14 protein-coding genes are annotated in these 18,806 nt (G+C 61.7%); 10 read left to right on the forward strand and 4 right to left on the reverse strand.

The window, feature by feature from the left end; genetic code table 11:
- Positions 1-2: 2 nt before the first annotated feature.
- Positions 3-2,318: a glycoside hydrolase family 127 protein gene (locus tag EM6_RS03220; protein WP_126420292.1), complete on the reverse strand. Its 2,316-nt coding sequence runs from the start codon at positions 2,316-2,318 to the stop codon at positions 3-5.
- Positions 2,319-2,479: 161 nt separating this feature from the next.
- On the opposite strand from EM6_RS03220, the gene pelA reads away from it, so the two are divergent.
- The 3 genes from pelA to EM6_RS03235 all read left to right on the forward strand — a co-directional run bounded on the left by pelA (position 2,480) and on the right by EM6_RS03235 (position 5,013).
- Positions 2,480-3,775 (forward strand): pectate lyase, encoded by a 1,296-nt coding sequence (pelA, locus tag EM6_RS03225; protein WP_126420293.1) that lies wholly within the window; start codon positions 2,480-2,482, stop codon positions 3,773-3,775.
- Between the two features lie 58 nt (positions 3,776-3,833).
- Positions 3,834-4,328, forward strand: coding sequence for a response regulator (locus EM6_RS03230; RefSeq protein ID WP_126420294.1), 495 nt, complete (start codon positions 3,834-3,836; stop codon positions 4,326-4,328).
- A gap of 190 nt (positions 4,329-4,518) precedes the next feature.
- The gene (locus EM6_RS03235; protein WP_126420295.1) at positions 4,519-5,013 is read left to right on the forward strand and encodes a hypothetical protein; all 495 of its coding nucleotides are present in this window, start codon (positions 4,519-4,521) and stop codon (positions 5,011-5,013) included.
- Here EM6_RS03235 and EM6_RS03240 read toward each other — a convergent pair.
- Positions 5,010-8,390 carry a glycosyltransferase gene (locus EM6_RS03240; protein ID WP_126420296.1) on the reverse strand — a complete coding sequence of 1,127 codons (3,381 nt, stop codon included), beginning with the start codon at positions 8,388-8,390 and terminating at the stop codon, positions 5,010-5,012. The two genes, EM6_RS03235 and EM6_RS03240, sit on opposite strands and share 4 nt — an antisense overlap.
- A 238-nt stretch (positions 8,391-8,628) precedes the next feature.
- Between EM6_RS03240 and EM6_RS03245 the strand changes: the two genes are divergently transcribed.
- Positions 8,629-9,882 carry a pectate lyase gene (locus EM6_RS03245; RefSeq protein WP_126420297.1) on the forward strand — a complete coding sequence of 418 codons (1,254 nt, stop codon included), beginning with the start codon at positions 8,629-8,631 and terminating at the stop codon, positions 9,880-9,882.
- A gap of 3 nt (positions 9,883-9,885) precedes the next feature.
- Here EM6_RS03245 and EM6_RS03250 read toward each other — a convergent pair whose 3' ends face one another.
- Positions 9,886-10,806, reverse strand: coding sequence for a ribokinase (locus EM6_RS03250; protein WP_126420298.1), 921 nt, complete (start codon positions 10,804-10,806; stop codon positions 9,886-9,888).
- A gap of 180 nt (positions 10,807-10,986) precedes the next feature.
- Between EM6_RS03250 and EM6_RS03255 the strand changes: the two genes are divergently transcribed.
- The 6 genes from EM6_RS03255 (at position 10,987) to EM6_RS03280 (ending at position 18,260) form a co-directional block, all read left to right on the forward strand.
- On the forward strand, positions 10,987-11,940 hold the full coding sequence (locus EM6_RS03255; protein WP_172961115.1) for a DUF2608 domain-containing protein: 954 nt from the start codon (positions 10,987-10,989) through the stop codon (positions 11,938-11,940).
- Positions 11,937-12,923: a nucleoside hydrolase gene (locus tag EM6_RS03260; protein WP_126420300.1), complete on the forward strand. Its 987-nt coding sequence runs from the start codon at positions 11,937-11,939 to the stop codon at positions 12,921-12,923. The genes EM6_RS03255 and EM6_RS03260 overlap by 4 nt, the downstream gene beginning before the upstream one ends.
- Positions 12,924-13,017: 94 nt before the next feature.
- Positions 13,018-14,097: an L-rhamnose/proton symporter RhaT gene (rhaT, locus tag EM6_RS03265; protein ID WP_126420301.1), complete on the forward strand. Its 1,080-nt coding sequence runs from the start codon at positions 13,018-13,020 to the stop codon at positions 14,095-14,097.
- Between the two features lie 358 nt (positions 14,098-14,455).
- Positions 14,456-15,517, forward strand: coding sequence for an ABC transporter substrate-binding protein (locus EM6_RS03270; RefSeq protein WP_126420302.1), 1,062 nt, complete (start codon positions 14,456-14,458; stop codon positions 15,515-15,517).
- Positions 15,518-15,688: 171 nt separating this feature from the next.
- Positions 15,689-17,008 carry a M20 metallopeptidase family protein gene (locus EM6_RS03275; protein ID WP_126420303.1) on the forward strand — a complete coding sequence of 440 codons (1,320 nt, stop codon included), beginning with the start codon at positions 15,689-15,691 and terminating at the stop codon, positions 17,006-17,008.
- Positions 17,009-17,195: 187 nt separating this feature from the next.
- Entirely contained in the window at positions 17,196-18,260 is a 1,065-nt protein-coding gene (locus tag EM6_RS03280; RefSeq protein ID WP_126420304.1) for a PLP-dependent cysteine synthase family protein, read from the forward strand.
- Positions 18,261-18,263: 3 nt separating this feature from the next.
- Here the strand turns inward: EM6_RS03280 and EM6_RS03285 are convergent, their stop codons facing one another.
- Complete coding sequence (locus EM6_RS03285; protein ID WP_232037080.1) at positions 18,264-18,800, reverse strand: intradiol ring-cleavage dioxygenase; 537 nt, start codon at positions 18,798-18,800, stop codon at positions 18,264-18,266.
- Positions 18,801-18,806: the final 6 nt, after the last annotated feature.

The raw sequence follows: 18,806 nt of genomic DNA on the forward strand, positions 1-18,806 counted from the left end.
CCTTACACCTTCGCGGCGCGCAAAATCCGCGCCTCATAGACATAAGCCCACTGATCGCGGTCAGCCTCGAAGCGCACCCGCACCTTGCTCTTGCCCGCCGTCAACGCCGGGGGCAGGAGGTAGGTGAGGATATTGCGCGCCACCGTCGCTTCGCCGGGCAGAGTCTCGGTCGCGAGCACCTGCCCTTCGACCAGCAGACGGAAGGATTTGTTGCGGTCGCGCCCGGCATAGGCGACCTGTAGCACCAGCGGCCCGTCGGTGATTTTCAGATCAAAAGCCAGATAGCCCTTTTGAATCAACCGCCCGCGTTCAGCGATATGGGTGATGGTTGCCGTATTGGGCGTGCCGTCAAAGGCGTGGTCGGTTTCCGGCTGCTGCTCACCCAGCCGAATGAAATCCACTGTTCGGGCGGCCATATCGGCGCGGTCCTTCGCCGCCTGACGCCATACGGCCTCTTCGCCAACCCATTCCGCGCTGCCGAAACGGCGGAAATAGACGGCGGTGCGGTTGCGGTGTTGCAGGAAGAAGGGGGTAAGGCTGAGGTCGCCCGGCTTGCCCCGCGTCCCCAGTCGATACTGATGCAAGCCCCCGGCGGCGACCAGTTGGGGCGCCGCCTCATCGGACACCAGCGCCGGATCGACGCCTTCCCACGGCTGATCCGACGGGCCAAGATCACCGGCCAGCACCAGCGGCCCGCTGAGGAAGGCGATCAGTTTGGCATCGTCCGGCATGGCTTCGACGCGCAAAGGCATGGGCAGGCGCAACTCAACACGGTCGCCGCTTTTCAGCCCCGTAAGCCGCAGATAACCGCCCTGACGTACCCCCGCCGCCTTGCCGTTTACCCTCAGCACAGGGGCGTCGCACCAACCGGGTACGCGCAAATCGAGCGATTTGGGGGCCTTGCGCACCGTAATCACCATCTGATCGGACAGGGGGAAGGCAGTGTCCATCTCAAGCTGCGCTTCGGGCGCGTTGAGGGTCGAGGCGTAATAGAGGTTCACCGCCACGTCATCGCCGCGCTTCCAGTATATGCTTTCACCATGCTTGGAATGGCTTTCCATGCCCGACCCGACGCAGCACCAGAAGTCGTTGGTCGGGTCCGAATGCACGCGCCCAAGCCCCGAAGCCAGTCCGGTGAAATAGGTGAACATGCCCGTTTGCGGGTCTTGCTGGCTCATGATGTGGTTGAGGTGGGCCCGCTCATAGAAGTCAAACAGGGCCGCATCGCCGCTCCAGCCATAAAGATGCCGCGTCAGGCGCAGCATATTGTAGCTGTTGCAGGCCTCGCAGGTCTGCTGATCGAGACGGTTGGCCAGTTGCCGCGGCGCACCAAAATGTTCGTGGTCGGAATTGCCGCCGATGACGTAGGAGTGGTCGCGCGTCACGGTCTGCCAGAAAAAGCGCGCGATGCGCGCATCTTCGGCGTTTTGCGTCAGTTCATAAAGGCGGGCGGAGCCGACGATCTTAGGGATCTGCGTATTGGCGTGCTTTCCGGCCAGTTCGTCGCGCCCGGCGGCCAGCGGATCGACAATGGCGCGGTGACGCAGACGCTGCGACAGGGTGAGCCAGCGCGGATTCTGCGTTCGCGCATAGAGTTCGGCATAGGACTCGGTCAGGCCGCCATGTTCGGCGCGCAGGATTTCCTGGATCTGCGCGTCGCTCAGGCCTTCGAGAATGGTCCCCAGATAGTCGCCCAGCCCCGTGGCGACGCTCAGGCCATCGGTCAATCCGGCGTGCTGATGCGCGTCGAGCGTCCCGGCAAACACCTTGTGATAGGTGTAAAGCGGCACCCAGCCGCCGTTCAGATCAAATCCGGAGGTGCGGATGTCGCCTTTACGCAGTTCCTCATAGATGATCTTGCCGTCCACTTCCTGACCGTTGCGACCCACGGTCGTGCCGCCCGCATAGCCGTCGCCGTGTTTGGCCTGAATGGTCTTCAGTTCGCTCAGCACATAGGCGGCGAGGTCACGAAATTCGGGTTTGCCCGTCTGCGCGTACATCAGCGATACGGCGGACAGGTAGTGGCCGAGGCTATGGCCCGCAATGCCGCGCGCTTCCCAGCCGCCATAGACCTGGCCCCTGGGTTCCATCCCGGCGCCTTTGCGGAAATTGTGCAGAAAGCGGTCAGGTGACAGCGACAGAAGATAGCGCTGGTTGGCCTCGATGGAGGTCAGGAAGATCGACGGCTTAAGCCGCACCTGCGACAGCGGGAAGGGGGTCGCGGGTATAGCCTCAGGCGTCACGGCCCCGGCGGCGGTCGCGCCCACAGCCATCCCCAGTCCTGCGGCCGTTATGCCGCGTCGCGTCCATCCCTGCATGACTCACTCCTGTTGTGTTTTCTTGGACTATAGTCCGTCATTTGTCTGAGTAAAATCAAGCTTGCACAGAGCGACGGATTCCGGCTTGCCACACGTTTGACACCGGTATCATATAGGCCCAACCAGAACAGACATAATTCTAATATCTCCGGGGAAATGCCATGCACCGCCGTACCTTGCTCACCAGCCTTGTCACCTTGCCTTTTGCCGCGCCTCTTCTGGCGCAGGCGGCGCAGATTGGCGTCAATACGCCGTTTCCACCGCTCAACCCTGAGCGCATCAAGGCCATCGCGCCCGCGGCGGAGCAGGCGGCGTGGCTTGACTATCTGACGCGATCGCAGGCGCAACTGGCCGCCGATCAGGCCGCTTTGATGGCCGAGCGCAAGGGGCTGAGCATAATCCCGGCGGACCCCAAAACCGGCGACGGTGAAAAGACCATGCCGCTCGATAAACCTGTTGAATGGTATGCCTCGGCAGAAGGCCGCAAGGTCGCCGACAATATCGTCAGTTTCCAGACGCCCGCCGGCGGCTGGGGCAAGAACCAGCCGCACGACAGCGAGCCGCGCGCGAAGGGGCAGCATTTTGTCGCCGGGAATAGCCTTCAAACCAAGCCTGCCGGTGATTTCGACGCGCCGACCGTTCCGGGCTGGAGCTATGTCGGGACCATCGACAACGGGGCCACGATAAGCGAGACGCGGTTTCTGGCGCTGGCCTTTAACGCCACACAGGACATGCGCTATCGTGACGCCGCGATCCGTGGTCTGACCTATCTTCTCAATGCGCAGTTCCCGAATGGCGGCTGGCCGCAGGTGTGGCCGCTGATGGGGGGCTATCACGATGCCATGACGCTGAATGATAACGCCATGATCTCGGTATCGCGTCTGGTGGGCGATGCCGGACGTGGCGAGACGGGCTTTGGCTTCCTGCCGGCCGACCTGCGCACGCGCCTGCTGGCGGCGGAACAACGTGCCTTGGCCGTCTTCCTCAAATCGCAGGTGGTGATCGACGGTAAACTGACCATGTGGGCGCAGCAATACGATGCCCTGACCCTGACGCCCTCATCGGCGCGCAATTACGAGATGCCATCGTTGAGTTCGTCGGAAAGCGGATCACTGCTGGTCTATCTGATGAAGCAGCCCAACCCGTCGGCTGAGATGAAGGCGGCGATTGTGGCCGGGGTCGCGACACTGGAGGCCACAAAGATCGAAGGCAAGGCCTTTGAGAAGACGCCGGATGGCAAGGACCGTCTGCTGGTCGATAAGCCGGGCGCCGGACCGATCTGGGCGCGCTATTACGATCTCAAAACGATGAAGCCCATCTTCGGTAACCGTACCAAGACCCTGCACGATACGATTAATGATGTGGAGCCGGAACGCCGCCGCGGCTATTCGTGGTTTGGCAGCGGCCCGCAAAGCGCGCTCAAGGCCTATGTCACCTGGAAGGCGAAACATGGCTGAGTCGCTCCGAATGGAATACTTATCAGGGGCGTGATCACTTTGGGCGGACTGGCTTTCAATGGTCAGTCTGCACCCTGAAAAACGCTTTGAAGTCATCCGCATGGCCAAACCCTACCCGGCCTCTCCGTTGAACCTGTCGCCACTGACGCAGACAGGTGAGGGGCCGATCCGCATTCTTGTGGTGGAAGATAATCCCGCCAACGCGCTGGTGGCCAGCCTGTTCCTTGAACAGATGGGCTATGCCCACGACCGCGCCGAAAATGGCCGCGAAGCGATTGAGGCTTATCAGGCCGGGCGTTACGGCCTGATCCTGATGGACCTTCAGATGCCGGAGATGGATGGCTACGAGGCGACCCGCCGCATCCGGGCGCTGGAGCGCGAAACCGGGCGCGCGGCCGTGCCCATTGTGGCCCTGACCGCGCACGCCCTCAGTGGCGACCGCGAGGCCTGTTTGCTGGCCGGGATGGATGCGTACCTCTCCAAGCCTTTCAGGCCGGATGAGTTGCAGGCGTGTCTGGAGCGCCTGACCGCCGCAAGGCCACCCGTCGCATAAGGCCTCTCAACCCATCGGGCGACACGCCGTCCCGCGCCATCAATAACTGCACGATGGGTTCGGACAACAGGTCTTCGAGACGCGGGTTCATCGGTCTTACTCCCATAGAGATTTCAATTTGCGACTCGTTCTCAATAATGCTAATGAGAATTATTCGCAATTGTTAATCCGTACAGGAGGCGGTTTTCTCATGGCACAGGTGGCTTCAGACAGGGGGCGTGATCTTCGTCAGTTGCGCTATGCCGAGCACTTTCTGACCTGGGCGTTGCGCACCTCGGTGGCCTGCTCGCCTCAGTGTCGTCTGTTGCAGCGTGAGTTCGCGCACGCCTTTGGTCCGGAGCCGTCCGAAGGGCTGAAAGCCTTTCACAGCTGGCTTTTAGCCTTGGCTAAAGGTCGGCGGCGGCTGGAGATCGGGCGTCCGGGCCTGATCGCCCTGACCCGTGACGAGGAGATGCTTCTGAGCCTGCTCACCCACGCTCAGACGCAAGAGGTGGACCGCTTTACCGCTCAGGCGCGGTTTGTACTGGGAGCGGAACCCTCAGTCGACCTTTATGCGGCGGCCCGCCATCTGATGGAGCTGATGGCGCAACGCGGCCACGGCCTGCCGGTCAGCGCGGCCGTCGGACGTGACCTGCCAACAGTCCTGCCCTGCGTCGGACAGCCGCCGCAACTGAGGGCGATTTAAGGCTGCGGGGTTGACGCCGGGGCGACGCGCCCGCTGCGCTCCAGCTTGCCCCAACCGACCGCCAGCCCGCGCCCGGCCGAGGCCAGCGCCTTCAGCACCACATAGTACATGATCTGACGATAGACGAAGCGTTGCGACAGTAGCCAGAAGACGGGGTAGCGCTTTTCGCGCGGCTCCAGCATGTAGGCGATCCAGCCGCACAGGGCGTCGATGGCCGCAAACACCGTCCAGTAGATCAGCATACGCTCCAGCGTGCCATCGGTCTGGTTCAGTCCGTGCTGGCTGATCGTCCAGGCGGTGGCGGCAATATTGATCAGCAGGGCCAAATCAATCAGCGGGGAAATCACCGAAAAGCCTATCTGGAAAATCCACGCCTGCGGCAGGCCGATACGCGCCAGCCCCTTGGGCTTGCCCTCTTTGAGGATGCGGCGGTGCTTCCACAGGCATTGCAGCGTGCCGAAGGCCCATCGGTAGCGTTGTTTGATCAGGGCGGCGAAGCTTTCGGGCGCTTCGGTCCACGCCACGGCGTCCTGATCATAGGCCACGGCCCAGCCGCGCCGCTGAATGGCAATGGTCAGATCCTGATCCTCAGCCAGCGTGTCGTGCGGATAGCCGCCGACCTCTTCGAGCGCCGAACGTCGCCACGCCCCGACCGCGCCGGGCACCACCATCATGGCGCCGAAGGTGGCCAGTGCGGAACGTTCCAGATTCTGCGCCGTCACATACTCCACGCCCTGCCAGCGGGTGACGAAGTTAAAGCGGTTACCGACCTTGGCATTACCCGCCACCGCGCCGATCTCGGGCCGGATGAACCAGCGCACCAGTCGCGCAATGGTTTCCGGTTCGAACTGTGTATCGGCATCGAGTGCAATAATGATTTCGCCTTTGGCTCTGGCGATACCGTTGTTAACGGCGGTCGCCTTGCCGGCATTGGCCTGAGTGATCAGGGTGACGCGCGGTTCGTCTGCAAAGGCGCGCGTCACGATGGCGCTGGTCTCATCTTTTGAGCCGTCATCGACCACCACCACCTCGATATCGACATCGACGCTGGTCAAAACGCGGCGCACCGAGGCCTCGATGACGCGGGCTTCGTTAAAGGCGGGGATGATGACGCTGACCTGCCGCGCATGGACAAAGTCGGCGATACGTCCGTCATCGGTTTCGGCTGGCGGGTCCATATGGCCGCTATAGTCGGCCCAGATGGCCATAACGCTGAGGATGATGGCGCGCAAAACCCCCAGCACAATGGCGGCGATAAACAGCCATTGCAGGCCAATCGCCCCCCAGGCCAGCAGCATGAACACGCCGACATCGAAGCGCACGGCGGCCAGATCACTGCCTGACAGGGCGGGCATGGCCTGCGCCGCCGGCAGGTCGGTCAGACCGCTCACGGTCGTGAACTGATAGCCTTGCGCCTTCAGGGTCCGGATGATGTGCGGCAGGGCGTCGATGGTCTGCTGACGATCACCGCCGGAATCGTGCATCAGCACGATCTGACCTGAGCGGCAGTTGTTGACGTCTTCTTTGCAGGCCTCGGACGCGGCACTGGCGGCCCCGTCAGCGACGCCTTTCAGGACATTGTCGATGATGGCCTGCACGCCCGGCTTTTGCCAGTCTTCGGAATCAACGTGCAAACCGACGCTGGTATAGCCCATCTGCTGCCCCAGCAGGGCGGGGGCCAGCTCGTTTTCGGTCGTGGGTTCCGCATCCCCGAAATAGGGGGCGCGCAGCCAGCGCAGGGAACGCCCCGTATAGGCTTCGACCACGCGCTGCGTCGAGTTCAGCTCTACCTTCGCCCATTCGGCGGGGATATTGGCCATGTTGGGGTGGGTATAGGTGTGGTTGCCCAACTCATTCCCCTCAGCCAGCATGGTCTTCAGAAGGAAGGGGTGACCCAGCGCCTTTTCCCCAATCACGAAGAAGGTCGCCGGGACGTGTTCGGCCTTCAGGATTTGCAGCACCTTGGGCGTCCACTTCGGATCGGGACCATCGTCGAAGGTGAGGGCGATATAACCGGGTTTGAAACCGGTACGGCGCACCACATAAGGGGTGGGCAGGGTCTGATAGACCTGATTTTGCGCCATGCGCTGGGCGTCAAACTGGACTGTGCGGTGCCCGAAGGTTGGCGTGGCGCTGATGCGCAGGATTTCACCCGCGCCTTCGACATCGACATTGCCCGCCGGTTTCAGCGTCGTCAGATCAGGCGTGGTCTGGCCCTGAAAATGCGCAAAATCCTGCCAGATGCCGGGGTCTTCGGAGCCCAGACGCCACAGCGCCACGCCATAGGCATCGGTGGCGTGAACGGCCAGCAGTTGATTCCACGCGCTGACGGCATCGAGCATCCACACTTCGTGATTGACGCCGTTTTCCTGATAGGCAAAGCCGCTGTTGCCGGTCGCGCGGTCGAAGGCGACGGGGGCTTCGGAATCGTGGGCGATCAGCCAGGCATCCCCCACCGTCAGGACTGTGGTGCCGAATTTTGACCAGTCATAGGCGTAGTTGCCGATACAGACGATGGCCTTATCCGCCGGGACGGCCTTCATGGCCGCCGCCAGACGCCCCTCGAACCAGTCCTGCGCGGCGATCGGGCCCGCCTTATCGACCATAGAATGCTGATCATAGACCATCAGGAACAGCTTGTCGGTCACCTGCGCAAAGGCCGACAGGTTCCAGTCGGGGTCATCGACAGGCACGGTGGCGGTGACGGAATATCCCCTGGCCCCCAGACGCGCGCGCGCCTCTTTCAGGAAGGCGAGATAGGGTTTGAGGGCGGCGGGTTCCAGATTTTCAAAGTCGAAAACAACACCGCTTGATTTTTCCTGTCTCAGCGTGTCTTCGATCTGCGCCAGCAGTTGCGTCCGGGCGGCGACATTGGTCAGCAGGCGATGCGTGTTTTCGCGTTCAAAGCCCTTGAGCGAGGTGTTCTGCACCATGGTCAGCAGGACGGGCGGCTTTTTGGCGGCCGCCAACACCTTATGAAAACGCACATCCGGCTGATAGCTATAGGTGTTTTGCGGGCCGGAGACGCTGGCAAAGGCCCCGATCACCACGTCCATGTCGCTGGCGTGGGACTCAAAAGCGGCGCGGCTGCCATCGTCCCAAGGCACGTAAAAGCCGATGATTTTCTGCGGCGTATCCGCGTGACGGGTCAGATTGCGAAAGCGGTGCGGATGGCGCGCATCGTGGGTCTGGAAGGTCCAGCGCGACGCATGTGAGACCTCCATATGTAGGTCGAGTTGACGCGGCACCGGCACAAACAGGACCGACAGGATCAGACCCAGAAACAACAGGGTAGCGGCCGCCGCCAGCGCAATCACGCCCATCAGCGTGGCCTTGTTGCGCTTGCCTGACGGATCATAAAAGACCGGTGTTTTCATCTTACGCACGCTTCAAAAAGTGGGGTCGCATTTCCCGAAAGGGGATACCGGGGCGGAATGCGCGCGCTTCGTGTCAAAATTGAGATAACTGCAATCGATTTTATAAACACCGTTTGCGTTTTTGGAATCACCCACAGTTTGAGGCTGCCGCAGGCAACGGAAACCGGTTACCCTCACCGTAGAATGTCGTGAACTCCGGCCAAAGACGGCGAGGAAAAAACGAAACAGGGAAAACACAATGCCACACCGCCTTCATCGCCGGGCGATTCTGAGCGGCCTGATCAGCGCCGCAGCCTCTCCCGTGCACGGCGCGCAAAGGCCTGCGCTGATCCGGGTGACGACTCTTGATCCCGAAGGCCCCGGATCATTGAAGGCGGCGCTTGACGCCAAAGGTCCGCGTCTTGTGGTGTTTGAGGTTGGTGGTGTCATCGACCTCAATAAAACCACTCTGGTCATTCGCGAGCCGTACCTCACCCTGGCCGGAGAGACTGCACCGGCGCCGGGGATTACCCTGATCCGGGGCGGGATCAGCGTGCAGAGCCATCACGTGGTCATCCGGCACATCGCCGTGCGTCCCGGCACCGCCGGTATGCCGGAGCGCTCAGGCTTTGAGCCGGATGGCCTGTCCTGCACGGCGGCGCACGACGTCCTGATCGAACAGTGCAGCTTTACCTGGGCGGTGGATGAGGCCCTGTCGGCCTCCGGACCGCGCTTTGAGGGCGCAACACCGGACGATTGGCGACGCAACACGTCACATACTATTGTGTTCAGAAACAATCTGATCGGCGAAAGTCTTCATCACGCCAGCCACGCCAAAGGGCCGCATTCGATGGGGTCGCTGCTGCATGACAATGTGACGGGGGCGCTGTTGATGGGCAATCTCTATGCCCACAACAATGAGCGTCATCCGCTGATCAAGGGCGGAGCGCAGGCGGTTGTGGTCAACAATGTCTTCGTCAATCCGGGCTCGGCCTGCGCGCAATATACGCTGGTCGAAGACCAGTGGAAGGGACGCACCCCCATCGCCGGTAAGCTTCTGCTGCGCGGCAATGTGATGCGCGGCGGGTTCAATACGCGGTCCAATCTGGGTTTGCTGAAATTCGGCGGGGCCGGTGACCTCGATCTGCACGCCGCCGACAATATCGCCACCTATGCCGATGGCCGCCCGGCCCCGATGATCGCCTACTATCAGGCGCGGTCGGATGGCTATGAAGACACTGCCCCCTATCGCCCCAAGGCGTGGATTCGCGCTGTGCCCAGGGAAAGCCTGTGGCCGCAGGGCTTAACCTTACGGCCCGCCGCCGACATCGAAAGCCATGTCTATCGCCGCGTCGGCGCACGACCGTGGGCGCGCGATCCGATCGACGCCCGCATTATTGCGGAGGCGCAGGCGGGCAAGGGGCGCATTATCGACAGGGAAACCGACGTCGGTGGCTATCCGCGACGGACCGCGACCCGCCTGGCGTTTCATGAGTCCTATCTGATAAAATAGATACTAACCCCGCTCGCGCAGAAACGCCTCTACCTCCGCCGCCGTCGGGGCGGCGTCGGCCGAGCGGCGCGTGACCGAAATAGCCGACGCCGCCGAGGCGTAGCGCATGGCCGACACGTAGTCGTCGCCCAGAACCAGTCGCGCCGCCAGTGCACCATTGAACACGTCACCCGCGCCCACCGCATCCACCGCTTCAACCTTGAAGGCCGGCAGGCGCACCAGTTCACCGTCAATCAGGCCGGCGCAGCCATTGGCTCCCAGCGTCGTGATGACGGTTTCCGCCCCATGCGCGCGCAGGGTCTGCATGGCACGGATCAGCGAGTCATCGTCCTGTCCGTCTATGCCGGTCAGTTTGGCCAGTTCGGTTTCATTGGGCGTCACCACCTCGCACAGGGGCAGGAGGTCAAAGACGCCGCTATCGACCGGGGCCGGGTTGAGAATGGTCTTGACGCCGTTCGCCGTGGCGATTTCCAGCGCGGCCTTCAGCGTATCGAGCGGCGTTTCAAGCTGCACAACCAGCGCCCCGGCCGAAGTGATCAGCGCCTCGGCGGCCTCCGCATGGGCGGGCGTCAGGCGGGCATTGGCCGCAGAGGAGACGACGATCATGTTCTGACCATCGGGCGCGACAAGAATATTGGCCATGCCGGTGCCGACACCGTCCAGCACCACCACAGAGGCGTCATCCACGCCGCGTTTTTTGAGGAAATCGCGCGCCATGCCGCCGAAATTGTCATCGCCCACCGCGCCGACCATGCGCGTTTTGACACCGGCCTGCGCCGTTGCCACCGCCTGATTGAGCCCCTTGCCGCCCATGGCCACCGCCGTATCGTGGCCCATGATCGTCTCATTAGGTTTGGGCAGGGCATCAACCCGGATAAAGAAGTCCACATTGATTGAGCCGAGGACGAGAATGGAGGCGCTCACGAAAATCCCTTTGGTTGACACCGGCAGCGAGGCAGGTAATTAAACGTTTCACAAATCGGTCTATAGACGATGTCTGTAGACAGTTGGCCTTGCGACAAACAAGGCACTGATCTAAGCCTGATCCGCGCGTTTTGCCAAGTCAGGGCAGGGCGCTCCGGCTACTCATTTTCAGGAAATCCCATGCGTTTCCCAACTCTTGCGGCTGCGCTGGCCGCTTTGGCCCTCAGCACCACCGCCCTTTCGGGTCAGGCCTTTGCGGCGGCTGAGCATCCGCCCGTACCGGCAGAAGGCTTCTATACGACCTCTGACCTGCGTAGCGCTGCCGATCTGGCGCTGGCCGATCAAGCCGCAAAAAAACGCGTGCTGTTCGTGGTCGATATCGACGACACCATCCTGACCGTGCCGCAGGACCTGGGGTCCGAGGCCTGGCTTTCGGAGCGCATGGCCGCCATAAAGGCGCGCACCCCGGCGGGTCAGACACCGGATTACGAGCCGATCTTTTACGAACAGGCCCTGTGGTATCAGGTGACGAACATGGTGCCGACTCAGGCCGATGGTCCGGCGGTGCTGGCCGGGCTTCAGGACGCCGGGATTCCCGTCTATGCCCTGACGGCGCGTGACCCGAACCTGCGCGGGCAGACCGAACGCGCCCTGTCAAGGGCGGGTTATGACCTGTCGAAAGCGCCCGATTGCGCCAAACCCCTGTGCACCCGGCGGGGGCGTCTGCGCGACAGTGAAATCCGCGCAGCGGGCGCGGCGCTGAAGGTCACGCTGAGCAACACCGCCTATAAGGATGTGACGGTTCAGGACGGTGTCATGATGGTCGCCGGTCAGGACAAGGGCATTATGCTCCTGCTGCTGATGGGCAGCCTGGGTAAGTTCGATGCCGTCTATTTTGTCGATGATAGCCAGCGCAATATCGACAATATGGTGCGCGCGGCCAAGGTCACCAAAACACCCCTCTATATCTATCGCTACACCGGCGTCCTGCCCAAGGTCGAGGCGCTGCATAAGGATAAGGCGCGCCTCAGCGCCGCTGATGCCGTGTCGGATGCGACCCGCACCGTCATGTGCCTTCAGGTGCAGTCCGACCTGTGCACCTATACCCACACGAGCGCAGACCCTTCGAAATGAGTAAGATGAAGATTATTTTCGACACCGATCCGGGCATCGACGACGCCATGGCGCTGGCCTATCTGGGGGCGCAGCCGCAGGCTGAATTGCTGGCGCTGACGACCGTGTTCGGCAATGGCGGGGTGGAAATCACCACGCGCAATGCCCTCTATCTGACGCAGCGTTTCGGCATCGAGGTGCCGGTCTATCGCGGGGCGCATACGCCGCTGGTCCTGCCAGCGCCGACGCCTGCGCCGCACGTGCATGGCTATGATGGTCTGGGCGATATTGGCGCGCTGGAGGGATTTAACGCCGAACCGCAGGCGACCTTTGCGCCGCAACGCATCGTCGAGCTGATCCGCGAATTTCCGGGCGAAGTGACGCTGCTGGCCGTCGGGCCACTGACCAATTTGGCGCTGGCGCTTGACCTTGATCCGGAAATCACCGGTCTGGTCAAGGAGGTGGTGATCATGGGCGGTGCCTTCGGCTGGGGCCCGCGTCGCGGCAATGTCTCGCCCGTGGCCGAAGCCAATATCATCAATGACCCGCACGCGGCGGACAAGGTCCTGACGGCCAACTGGCCTTTGCGTGCTGTCGGTCTGGATGTCACCACCCAATGTATCCTGTCCACCGCAGCGGCGCGTGAGCTGGGCCGCACGGCGGGTGAAACGGGGCAGTTCCTGTTCGACATCTCGCGCGGCTATGAAAAGCTCTATACCGAACGCGACGGCTTTGCCGGCTGCGCCATGCACGATGTGGCCGCCGCCATTGCTGTGTTTGAACCACACCTGTTCGGCTATGCGCGCGGCACGATTCGCGCCGTGACGGACGGGATCGCCATCGGTCAGACCATACTGAAAGAAGAGGGCCGCAGCTTCCCGCCGGGGCCGTGGGACGATCTGCCGGTGCAGGCCGTCTGCCGTGACGTAGATGTTGAGGGCGTGCTGAGCGCCTATCATTCGGTGTTAAGCGCCCACTATGGTGGACTGAAAACGGCGGTCTGAGCGCGTCTGACGAAAATTTTAGAACGGCATTGCGTATATCGGGACATGAAGTTAGCATAAGCGGACAAAATCAATCATAAGGAAGCGTCCGCCTATGACTCCCAACCCGCTGATCGGCGTCTTTTTTCACTGGCTGGGCGGTCTCGCCTCGGCCTCCTTCTACGTGCCCTATAAAAAGATCAGACTGTGGTCGTGGGAGATATTCTGGCTGACTGGCGGCATTTTTTCGTGGCTGATCGCGCCGTGGATATTTGCCTATTTTCAGACGTCTGACCTGTTTGGCGTGCTGGGTGGGGCGTCCCCGACCACGTGGTTCTGGTGCGTCTTCTGGGGCCTGTTGTGGGGCTTTGGCGGCCTGACCTTCGGCCTGACCATGCGCTATCTGGGCCTGAGCCTCGGCATGGCGGTGGCTCTGGGCCTGACCACGGTAATTGGCACGTTGGGCGAACCCATCTTCACCGGCAAGATCATCGGCCTGATCCAGACGCTGAGTGGGCAGGTGACCCTGTTCGGTGTTCTGGTGGTGTTGGGCGGTATCATTCTGGTGGCGCGCGCCGGTCACGCCAAAGAGAAGGAAGTCACCGAAGTCTCTGAAAGCCTGAAAGAATTCAACCTGACCAAGGGCCTGCTCGTGGCGGTCTTTTGCGGCATCATGTCGTCGTGCTTTGCCTTTGGCCTAGCCGCCGGGGCACCTGTGCGCGAAGCCTCAGCCGCCGCCGGAACCGGGCCGCTGTGGGTCGGTCTGCCGGTCCTGTGCATGGTTTTGCTGGGCGGTTTGACCACCAATCTCGTATGGTCCGGCTATCTGATCCTCAAGAATAAATCGGCTTCCGAATGGGTGGGCAAGCCGCGCACCGCTGCGGAAGACAAGGGCAAGATTCCCCTGCTGATCAACTATCTGCTGGCGGCACTGGGCGGCACGCTGTGGTATTTCCAGTTCTTCTTCTACACCATGGGTGAAAGCCAGATGGGCGAATACGGCTTCTCGTCGTGGACGCTGCACATGGCCTCGATCATCCTGTTTTCGACCCTGTGGGGTTTCGCGCTGAAAGAATGGGCCGGGACTTCGGCCAAAACCAAGGCGCTGGTCTGGGGCGGTATCGCGCTGCTGGTCGGCTCGACCGTGATCATCGGCATCGGCAATATGCTGGCCGGGCAGGCGGCCGGACACTGAGTCAGAGCGGAATGACCTTTGATGGAGTCGTTCCGCTTCAGAAACCACAGATCACACAGATCACACAGATTTTCCGTGTTGGTGCCACCAGCACAGGTGCTTAGCGCCTTTCTGTGAAATCTGTGTGATCTGTGGTTTAAACAAAACAATCCAAAATTAAAATCAATTGAGTTGGCGATAAGGATGGGCTTCCCTCTTCATCACCTTTTCTGATTTGTCGATTAAGAAATTATCACACTTAAAACACGAAAACGGTTTGGACAAAATAAAATCATTTAAGTAGGAATAAAGGGCGCTTCCGGCGTATCCTGCCTCCCGCGGTGCGGCCTTGCGCACTGTCCAACGAAGGTGACTTCCCATGTCCGTCAGGCCGTCTGCCTCGCTCACTGTTCCGCCTTCGGCATCGTCTCAGATGCCGTCGCAACTGGTGTGGTATGCGCGTTGCCCGACCCTGACGGCCATGGGCCTTTTGGCGCATCGCGGCGTGTTGCAGCGGGAATTTCGACGCGATCCGGTTAATTTTGTCTCGGTGCGCGAAACCTCGTTGCCGTCGGTACGGCAGGGCTATCTCGATCATTCTCTGGCCAATCTGGTTCGCGAGGGCGATGCGGCCACCGCCTTGTGGTCTTATGGTGTCAATGAGCGCTCGCGGCTTCTGGCCATCGGGCACACCTGGCATACGGTGCTGGTTGTGGCGCCCGCGCGGTCATCCATTAGCGACCTTGCCCACCTCAAAGGGCGCACGCTGGCCCTGCCGCGCGAAGCGGGCGGCTTTTCGCCGGCGCGGGTGCGCTCACTGCGCGCCTGGGAAAGTATTCTGGACGTCAGCGGTCTGAAACCGGCCGAGGTGACCTTCTTCAATATCGTCGCCGGGCACCCGTCTACGCCCTTTGGCGATATTGCGCGGCGTGAAATAGAGGCGGTTATGAGCGGTCAGGCCGATGCCGGTCTCCTGTTCGGGGCCAAGGGGATCGAGCTGGCGCGCACGGCGGGTTTAAAAATTGTCCATGCGTTTGAGGCGGCGGATATCCGCAGCGATTCCCGGCTCAAGAGGCTGGTCGAACTGCGCACCCTGACCATCGACTACCCGTTTCTGGAGGCCAATGAGGCGATTGTGTCGCGTCTGGTTCAGGCTCTGGCCGGGGCCGCCGACTGGGCGCGCAGCTTCCCGAAACAGGCCCTGTCGCACATTGCCGAAGAGGGCAAGGTCGAGGCCGACGATGCCGTGCGGGCCTATGGGGACCTTATTCCCGAGAGCACCGCGCTGGGGGCCGAAGCGGCGCGGCTGGCGGACATAAAGGGCCTGCTCGACTGGCTGAAGCAGCGTCAGGCGGTGCCGGAGATGCTGGACCTCGGTGACTGGAGCCGTACCGATCTGCTGACCACCAAAGAGGTTAAAAGCTTGAACGCCGTCGCCTGATCTATCCCCTTTATCAGCGATGGCTTCGGGGTGACGCGGTGTTGATGTGACGCCGCCGCGTCGCCGAAAAGGCCCGGGAGTGGTGCCCCGGGCCTTTTTCTCGTCTGCGCCTGCCCTTGACAAGGCGCGCGGCGCACCGCCTACTTTGTCTATTGTTCTGTGGGGATGTCCATGCGCCGCCTGTTACCCGTGATGACCGCTGCCCTTATGGGGCTCTCGATGCCCGCTCTGGCAGAGCCGGACTATGTTGCCGCGATCCGCGCCGACTATCAGAAGGATCTGGGGGCTATGTGGGACTGGTTCCACCGTAACCCCGAACTGTCGATGCTGGAGAGCAAGACCGCCGCGCGCATGGCCAAGGAATTGCGCGCCACCGGGGCCGAGGTAACGGAAAAGGTCGGGGGCACGGGCGTGGTGGCGGTGATCCGTAATGGTCCCGGCCCGGTCGTCATGCTGCGCGCCGATATGGATGGCCTGCCGGTCAAGGAAGCGTCGGGCCTTGCCAACGCTTCGACCGCGAAGCAGGTCGGCATGGACGGCGTTGAATACCCCGTCATGCACGCCTGCGGTCACGACACGCACATCACGGCCATGGTAGCCACGGTGCGTCAGCTTCAGCGGCTCAAGTCGCAATGGAAGGGCACGCTGGTCATTGTCATCCAGCCGGGTGAGGAGCGGGCCATGGGGGCCAAGGCCATGCTGAAGGACGGGCTCTATACCCGCTTCCCCAAGCCCGATTATGCGCTGGCCTTCCACGTCAATTCGCAAATGCCGACGGGCAAGGTGGCCGCTTCGGAAAACATCCAGTATTCCTCGTCTGACTCCATCGACATCCACGTGCATGGCGTCGGCGCGCACGGTGCGTCGCCGCATCAGGGCAAGGACCCGGTCTATATCGGCAGCCAGATCGTTATCGCCCTGCAAGGGCTGATCAGCCGCGAACGCCCGCCGCTGAGCCCCGGCGTGATCACGGTCGGGGCCTTCCACGCGGGCAGCAAACACAACATCATTTCCGATGCGGCTGAGCTTCAGGTGACGGTACGCGCCAATGACGAAGTGACACGCGCGCAACTGGTGGATGGCGTCAAGCGTGTGGCGGTCAATATGGGCCGGGTTAACGGCCTGCCCGACGACAAGCTGCCGGAGGTCAATGTCGTCGAAGGCACCCCCACGACCATCAATGACACGGCACTGGCACGCCGTCTGAACGGAGCGATTGCCGCGGCTCTGGGGCCGAACACGGTCGTGCCATTCCAGCAGATGGGCATGGGGGCGGAGGACTTCGCCTATTTCGTTCAACCAGACCTCAAGGTGCCAGGCTATTATTTCGCCGTCGGTGGCACGCCTCAGGCGGCGCTAGATGCGGCGAAAGCTGGCGGCCCGGCGGTGGCTTCGCACCACTCGGCCTTGTTCAAGATCGACCCGGAGGCGACCATTGTCACCGGCGCGTCGGCCATGACGGCGGCAGCACTGGACCTGCTCAAGCCGTAATACCAAGGGTCATTGAAAATGACTCTTGGTATTCCATTCGAGACTGTCTCATGTCACTGACACATATGAGACAGTCTCGTTTCTTCAATGGCCGGATGCGGTCAGCATCTTCGGCCGTTGGTATAAGGCAGGTGGCTCTTGACTCCTGACCCCGCACGCGCTTTGTGCCGGTTTCAGGAGTAACGGGATGAGCAGGATGACACAGGTGCCGCGCGACTGGCTGATTGAGGCGGTGCGCCGCATCGAGGCGGATTTCAACCGTTCCTCCGACACGCACTTGATCCATCATGAGGTGGCGGCGTTTCCGGGCGTGCAGCTCTATTTCAAGGACGAGTCGTCGCACCCGACCGGCAGCCTGAAACATCGGCTGGCGCGCTCGCTGATCCTCTATGCCCTGTGCAATGAGTGGATCGGGCCGCAAACCACCCTGATCGAGTCCTCGTCGGGTTCGACCGCTGTCTCCGAGGCCTATTTCGCGCGCCTGTTGGGGCTGCGCTTTATCGCCGTGGTGCCGAAGTCGGTGGCGCAGGCCAAGATCGACGCCATTCACTTTCAGGGTGGCGAGGTGCACGGCGTCGATGACCCCAATGCCGTCTATGCCGAGGCGCAACGTCTGGCCGAGGAAACCGGCGGCCACTATCTCGATCAGTTCACCTATGCCGAACGCGCCACCGACTGGCGCGGTAATAACAATATCGCCGAAAGCCTGTTCAGCCAGATGACCGCCGAACCCTATCCGGTGCCGAGCTGGCTGGTGACCGGGGCCGGAACCGGCGGCACGTCTGCGACCCTGGGGCGCTATATCCGCTATCGCCGCCTGCCGACGCGCTTGTGTGTGGCAGACCCCGAAGGCTCAGTCTTCCATCGCCACTATCACGACCGCAGCGTTCGAATGATCGACCGTTGCGGTTCGTGCATCGAAGGGATCGGACGCCCGCGTGTCGAGCCGAGCTTTATCCCGTCGCTGATCGACCGCATGGAGGTGGTGACAGACGCCCAGTCGATCGCCGCCGTGCGTCTGTTGTCGGAGCGTCTGGGCCGGCGCGTCGGCGGCTCGACCGGCACCAATCTGTGGGCCTGTGTCCGTCTGATGCAGGAGATGGCGCAGAAGGGCGAAACGGGCTCTATCGTCACCATTCTTTGCGATGGGGGTGAGCGCTACGCCGACACCTATTATAATGATGCGTGGCTTATGGCGCGCGCCATAGACTGGCGCACGCCCTATGTAGTCCTAAAAACCCTTATGGGATAGGGGTCAGATCGTGATCCCCAGCGTGATGGTGCCGGTATAACCGTTGGTAGTGTCACCGCTAAGGCTGATGGTTTGCGCAGCCAGTTGCGATGATGACAGGTCACTGAAGACATTGTCCGTAGCAAACGTGATGCCGTTCAGGGCCGTCGTCGAGGCACTGTATCCTGAGACCGTGCTGTAAACCGTAGAGCAGACCGTCCGATCCAGCGCGAATTGCGTTGTCTTTATCTTGTTGGCATAGCTGGTGGCGGCAGCCAGGCTGGGGTAGACCTCAACGTGGATATGCGGCATCCGCCCAGTATAACAACCGGGGAAGATGGTGGTAAAGGTGACCTTACCGTTTGAGTCGCTCACCTGTATCCCGCGCAGATAGTTCTGAGCGGTTATGGTCGAGGAATAGAGCGAATAAAGCCCGTCGCGGGTGCAGTGCCAGATGTAAACCACATAACCGGCAAGGGGAGTACATCCGCTGCCTGAGTTGACCAGCGATATGGTCAGGGTCAGGGGCAGACCCGGTGCCGTACCTGAGGCTGATCCCACCGAAGT

This window comes from Asticcacaulis excentricus (genome assembly GCF_003966695.1).
In the GTDB taxonomy this organism is placed as follows: domain Bacteria; phylum Pseudomonadota; class Alphaproteobacteria; order Caulobacterales; family Caulobacteraceae; genus Asticcacaulis; species Asticcacaulis excentricus_A.

What these genes read in the sequence shown, in the direction of transcription:
- EM6_RS03220 (WP_126420292.1), bottom strand. Translation starts at nt 2,318, where the DNA reads ATGCAGGGATGGACGCGACGCGGCATAACGGCCGCAGGACTGGGGATG.
- pelA (WP_126420293.1), top strand. Translation starts at nt 2,480, where the DNA reads ATGCACCGCCGTACCTTGCTCACCAGCCTTGTCACCTTGCCTTTTGCC.
- EM6_RS03230 (WP_126420294.1), top strand. Translation starts at nt 3,834, where the DNA reads ATGGTCAGTCTGCACCCTGAAAAACGCTTTGAAGTCATCCGCATGGCC.
- EM6_RS03235 (WP_126420295.1), top strand. Translation starts at nt 4,519, where the DNA reads ATGGCACAGGTGGCTTCAGACAGGGGGCGTGATCTTCGTCAGTTGCGC.
- EM6_RS03240 (WP_126420296.1), bottom strand. Translation starts at nt 8,390, where the DNA reads ATGAAAACACCGGTCTTTTATGATCCGTCAGGCAAGCGCAACAAGGCC.
- EM6_RS03245 (WP_126420297.1), top strand. Translation starts at nt 8,629, where the DNA reads ATGCCACACCGCCTTCATCGCCGGGCGATTCTGAGCGGCCTGATCAGC.
- EM6_RS03255 (WP_172961115.1), top strand. Translation starts at nt 10,987, where the DNA reads ATGCGTTTCCCAACTCTTGCGGCTGCGCTGGCCGCTTTGGCCCTCAGC.
- EM6_RS03260 (WP_126420300.1), top strand. Translation starts at nt 11,937, where the DNA reads ATGAGTAAGATGAAGATTATTTTCGACACCGATCCGGGCATCGACGAC.
- rhaT (WP_126420301.1), top strand. Translation starts at nt 13,018, where the DNA reads ATGACTCCCAACCCGCTGATCGGCGTCTTTTTTCACTGGCTGGGCGGT.
- EM6_RS03270 (WP_126420302.1), top strand. Translation starts at nt 14,456, where the DNA reads ATGTCCGTCAGGCCGTCTGCCTCGCTCACTGTTCCGCCTTCGGCATCG.
- EM6_RS03275 (WP_126420303.1), top strand. Translation starts at nt 15,689, where the DNA reads ATGCGCCGCCTGTTACCCGTGATGACCGCTGCCCTTATGGGGCTCTCG.
- EM6_RS03280 (WP_126420304.1), top strand. Translation starts at nt 17,196, where the DNA reads ATGAGCAGGATGACACAGGTGCCGCGCGACTGGCTGATTGAGGCGGTG.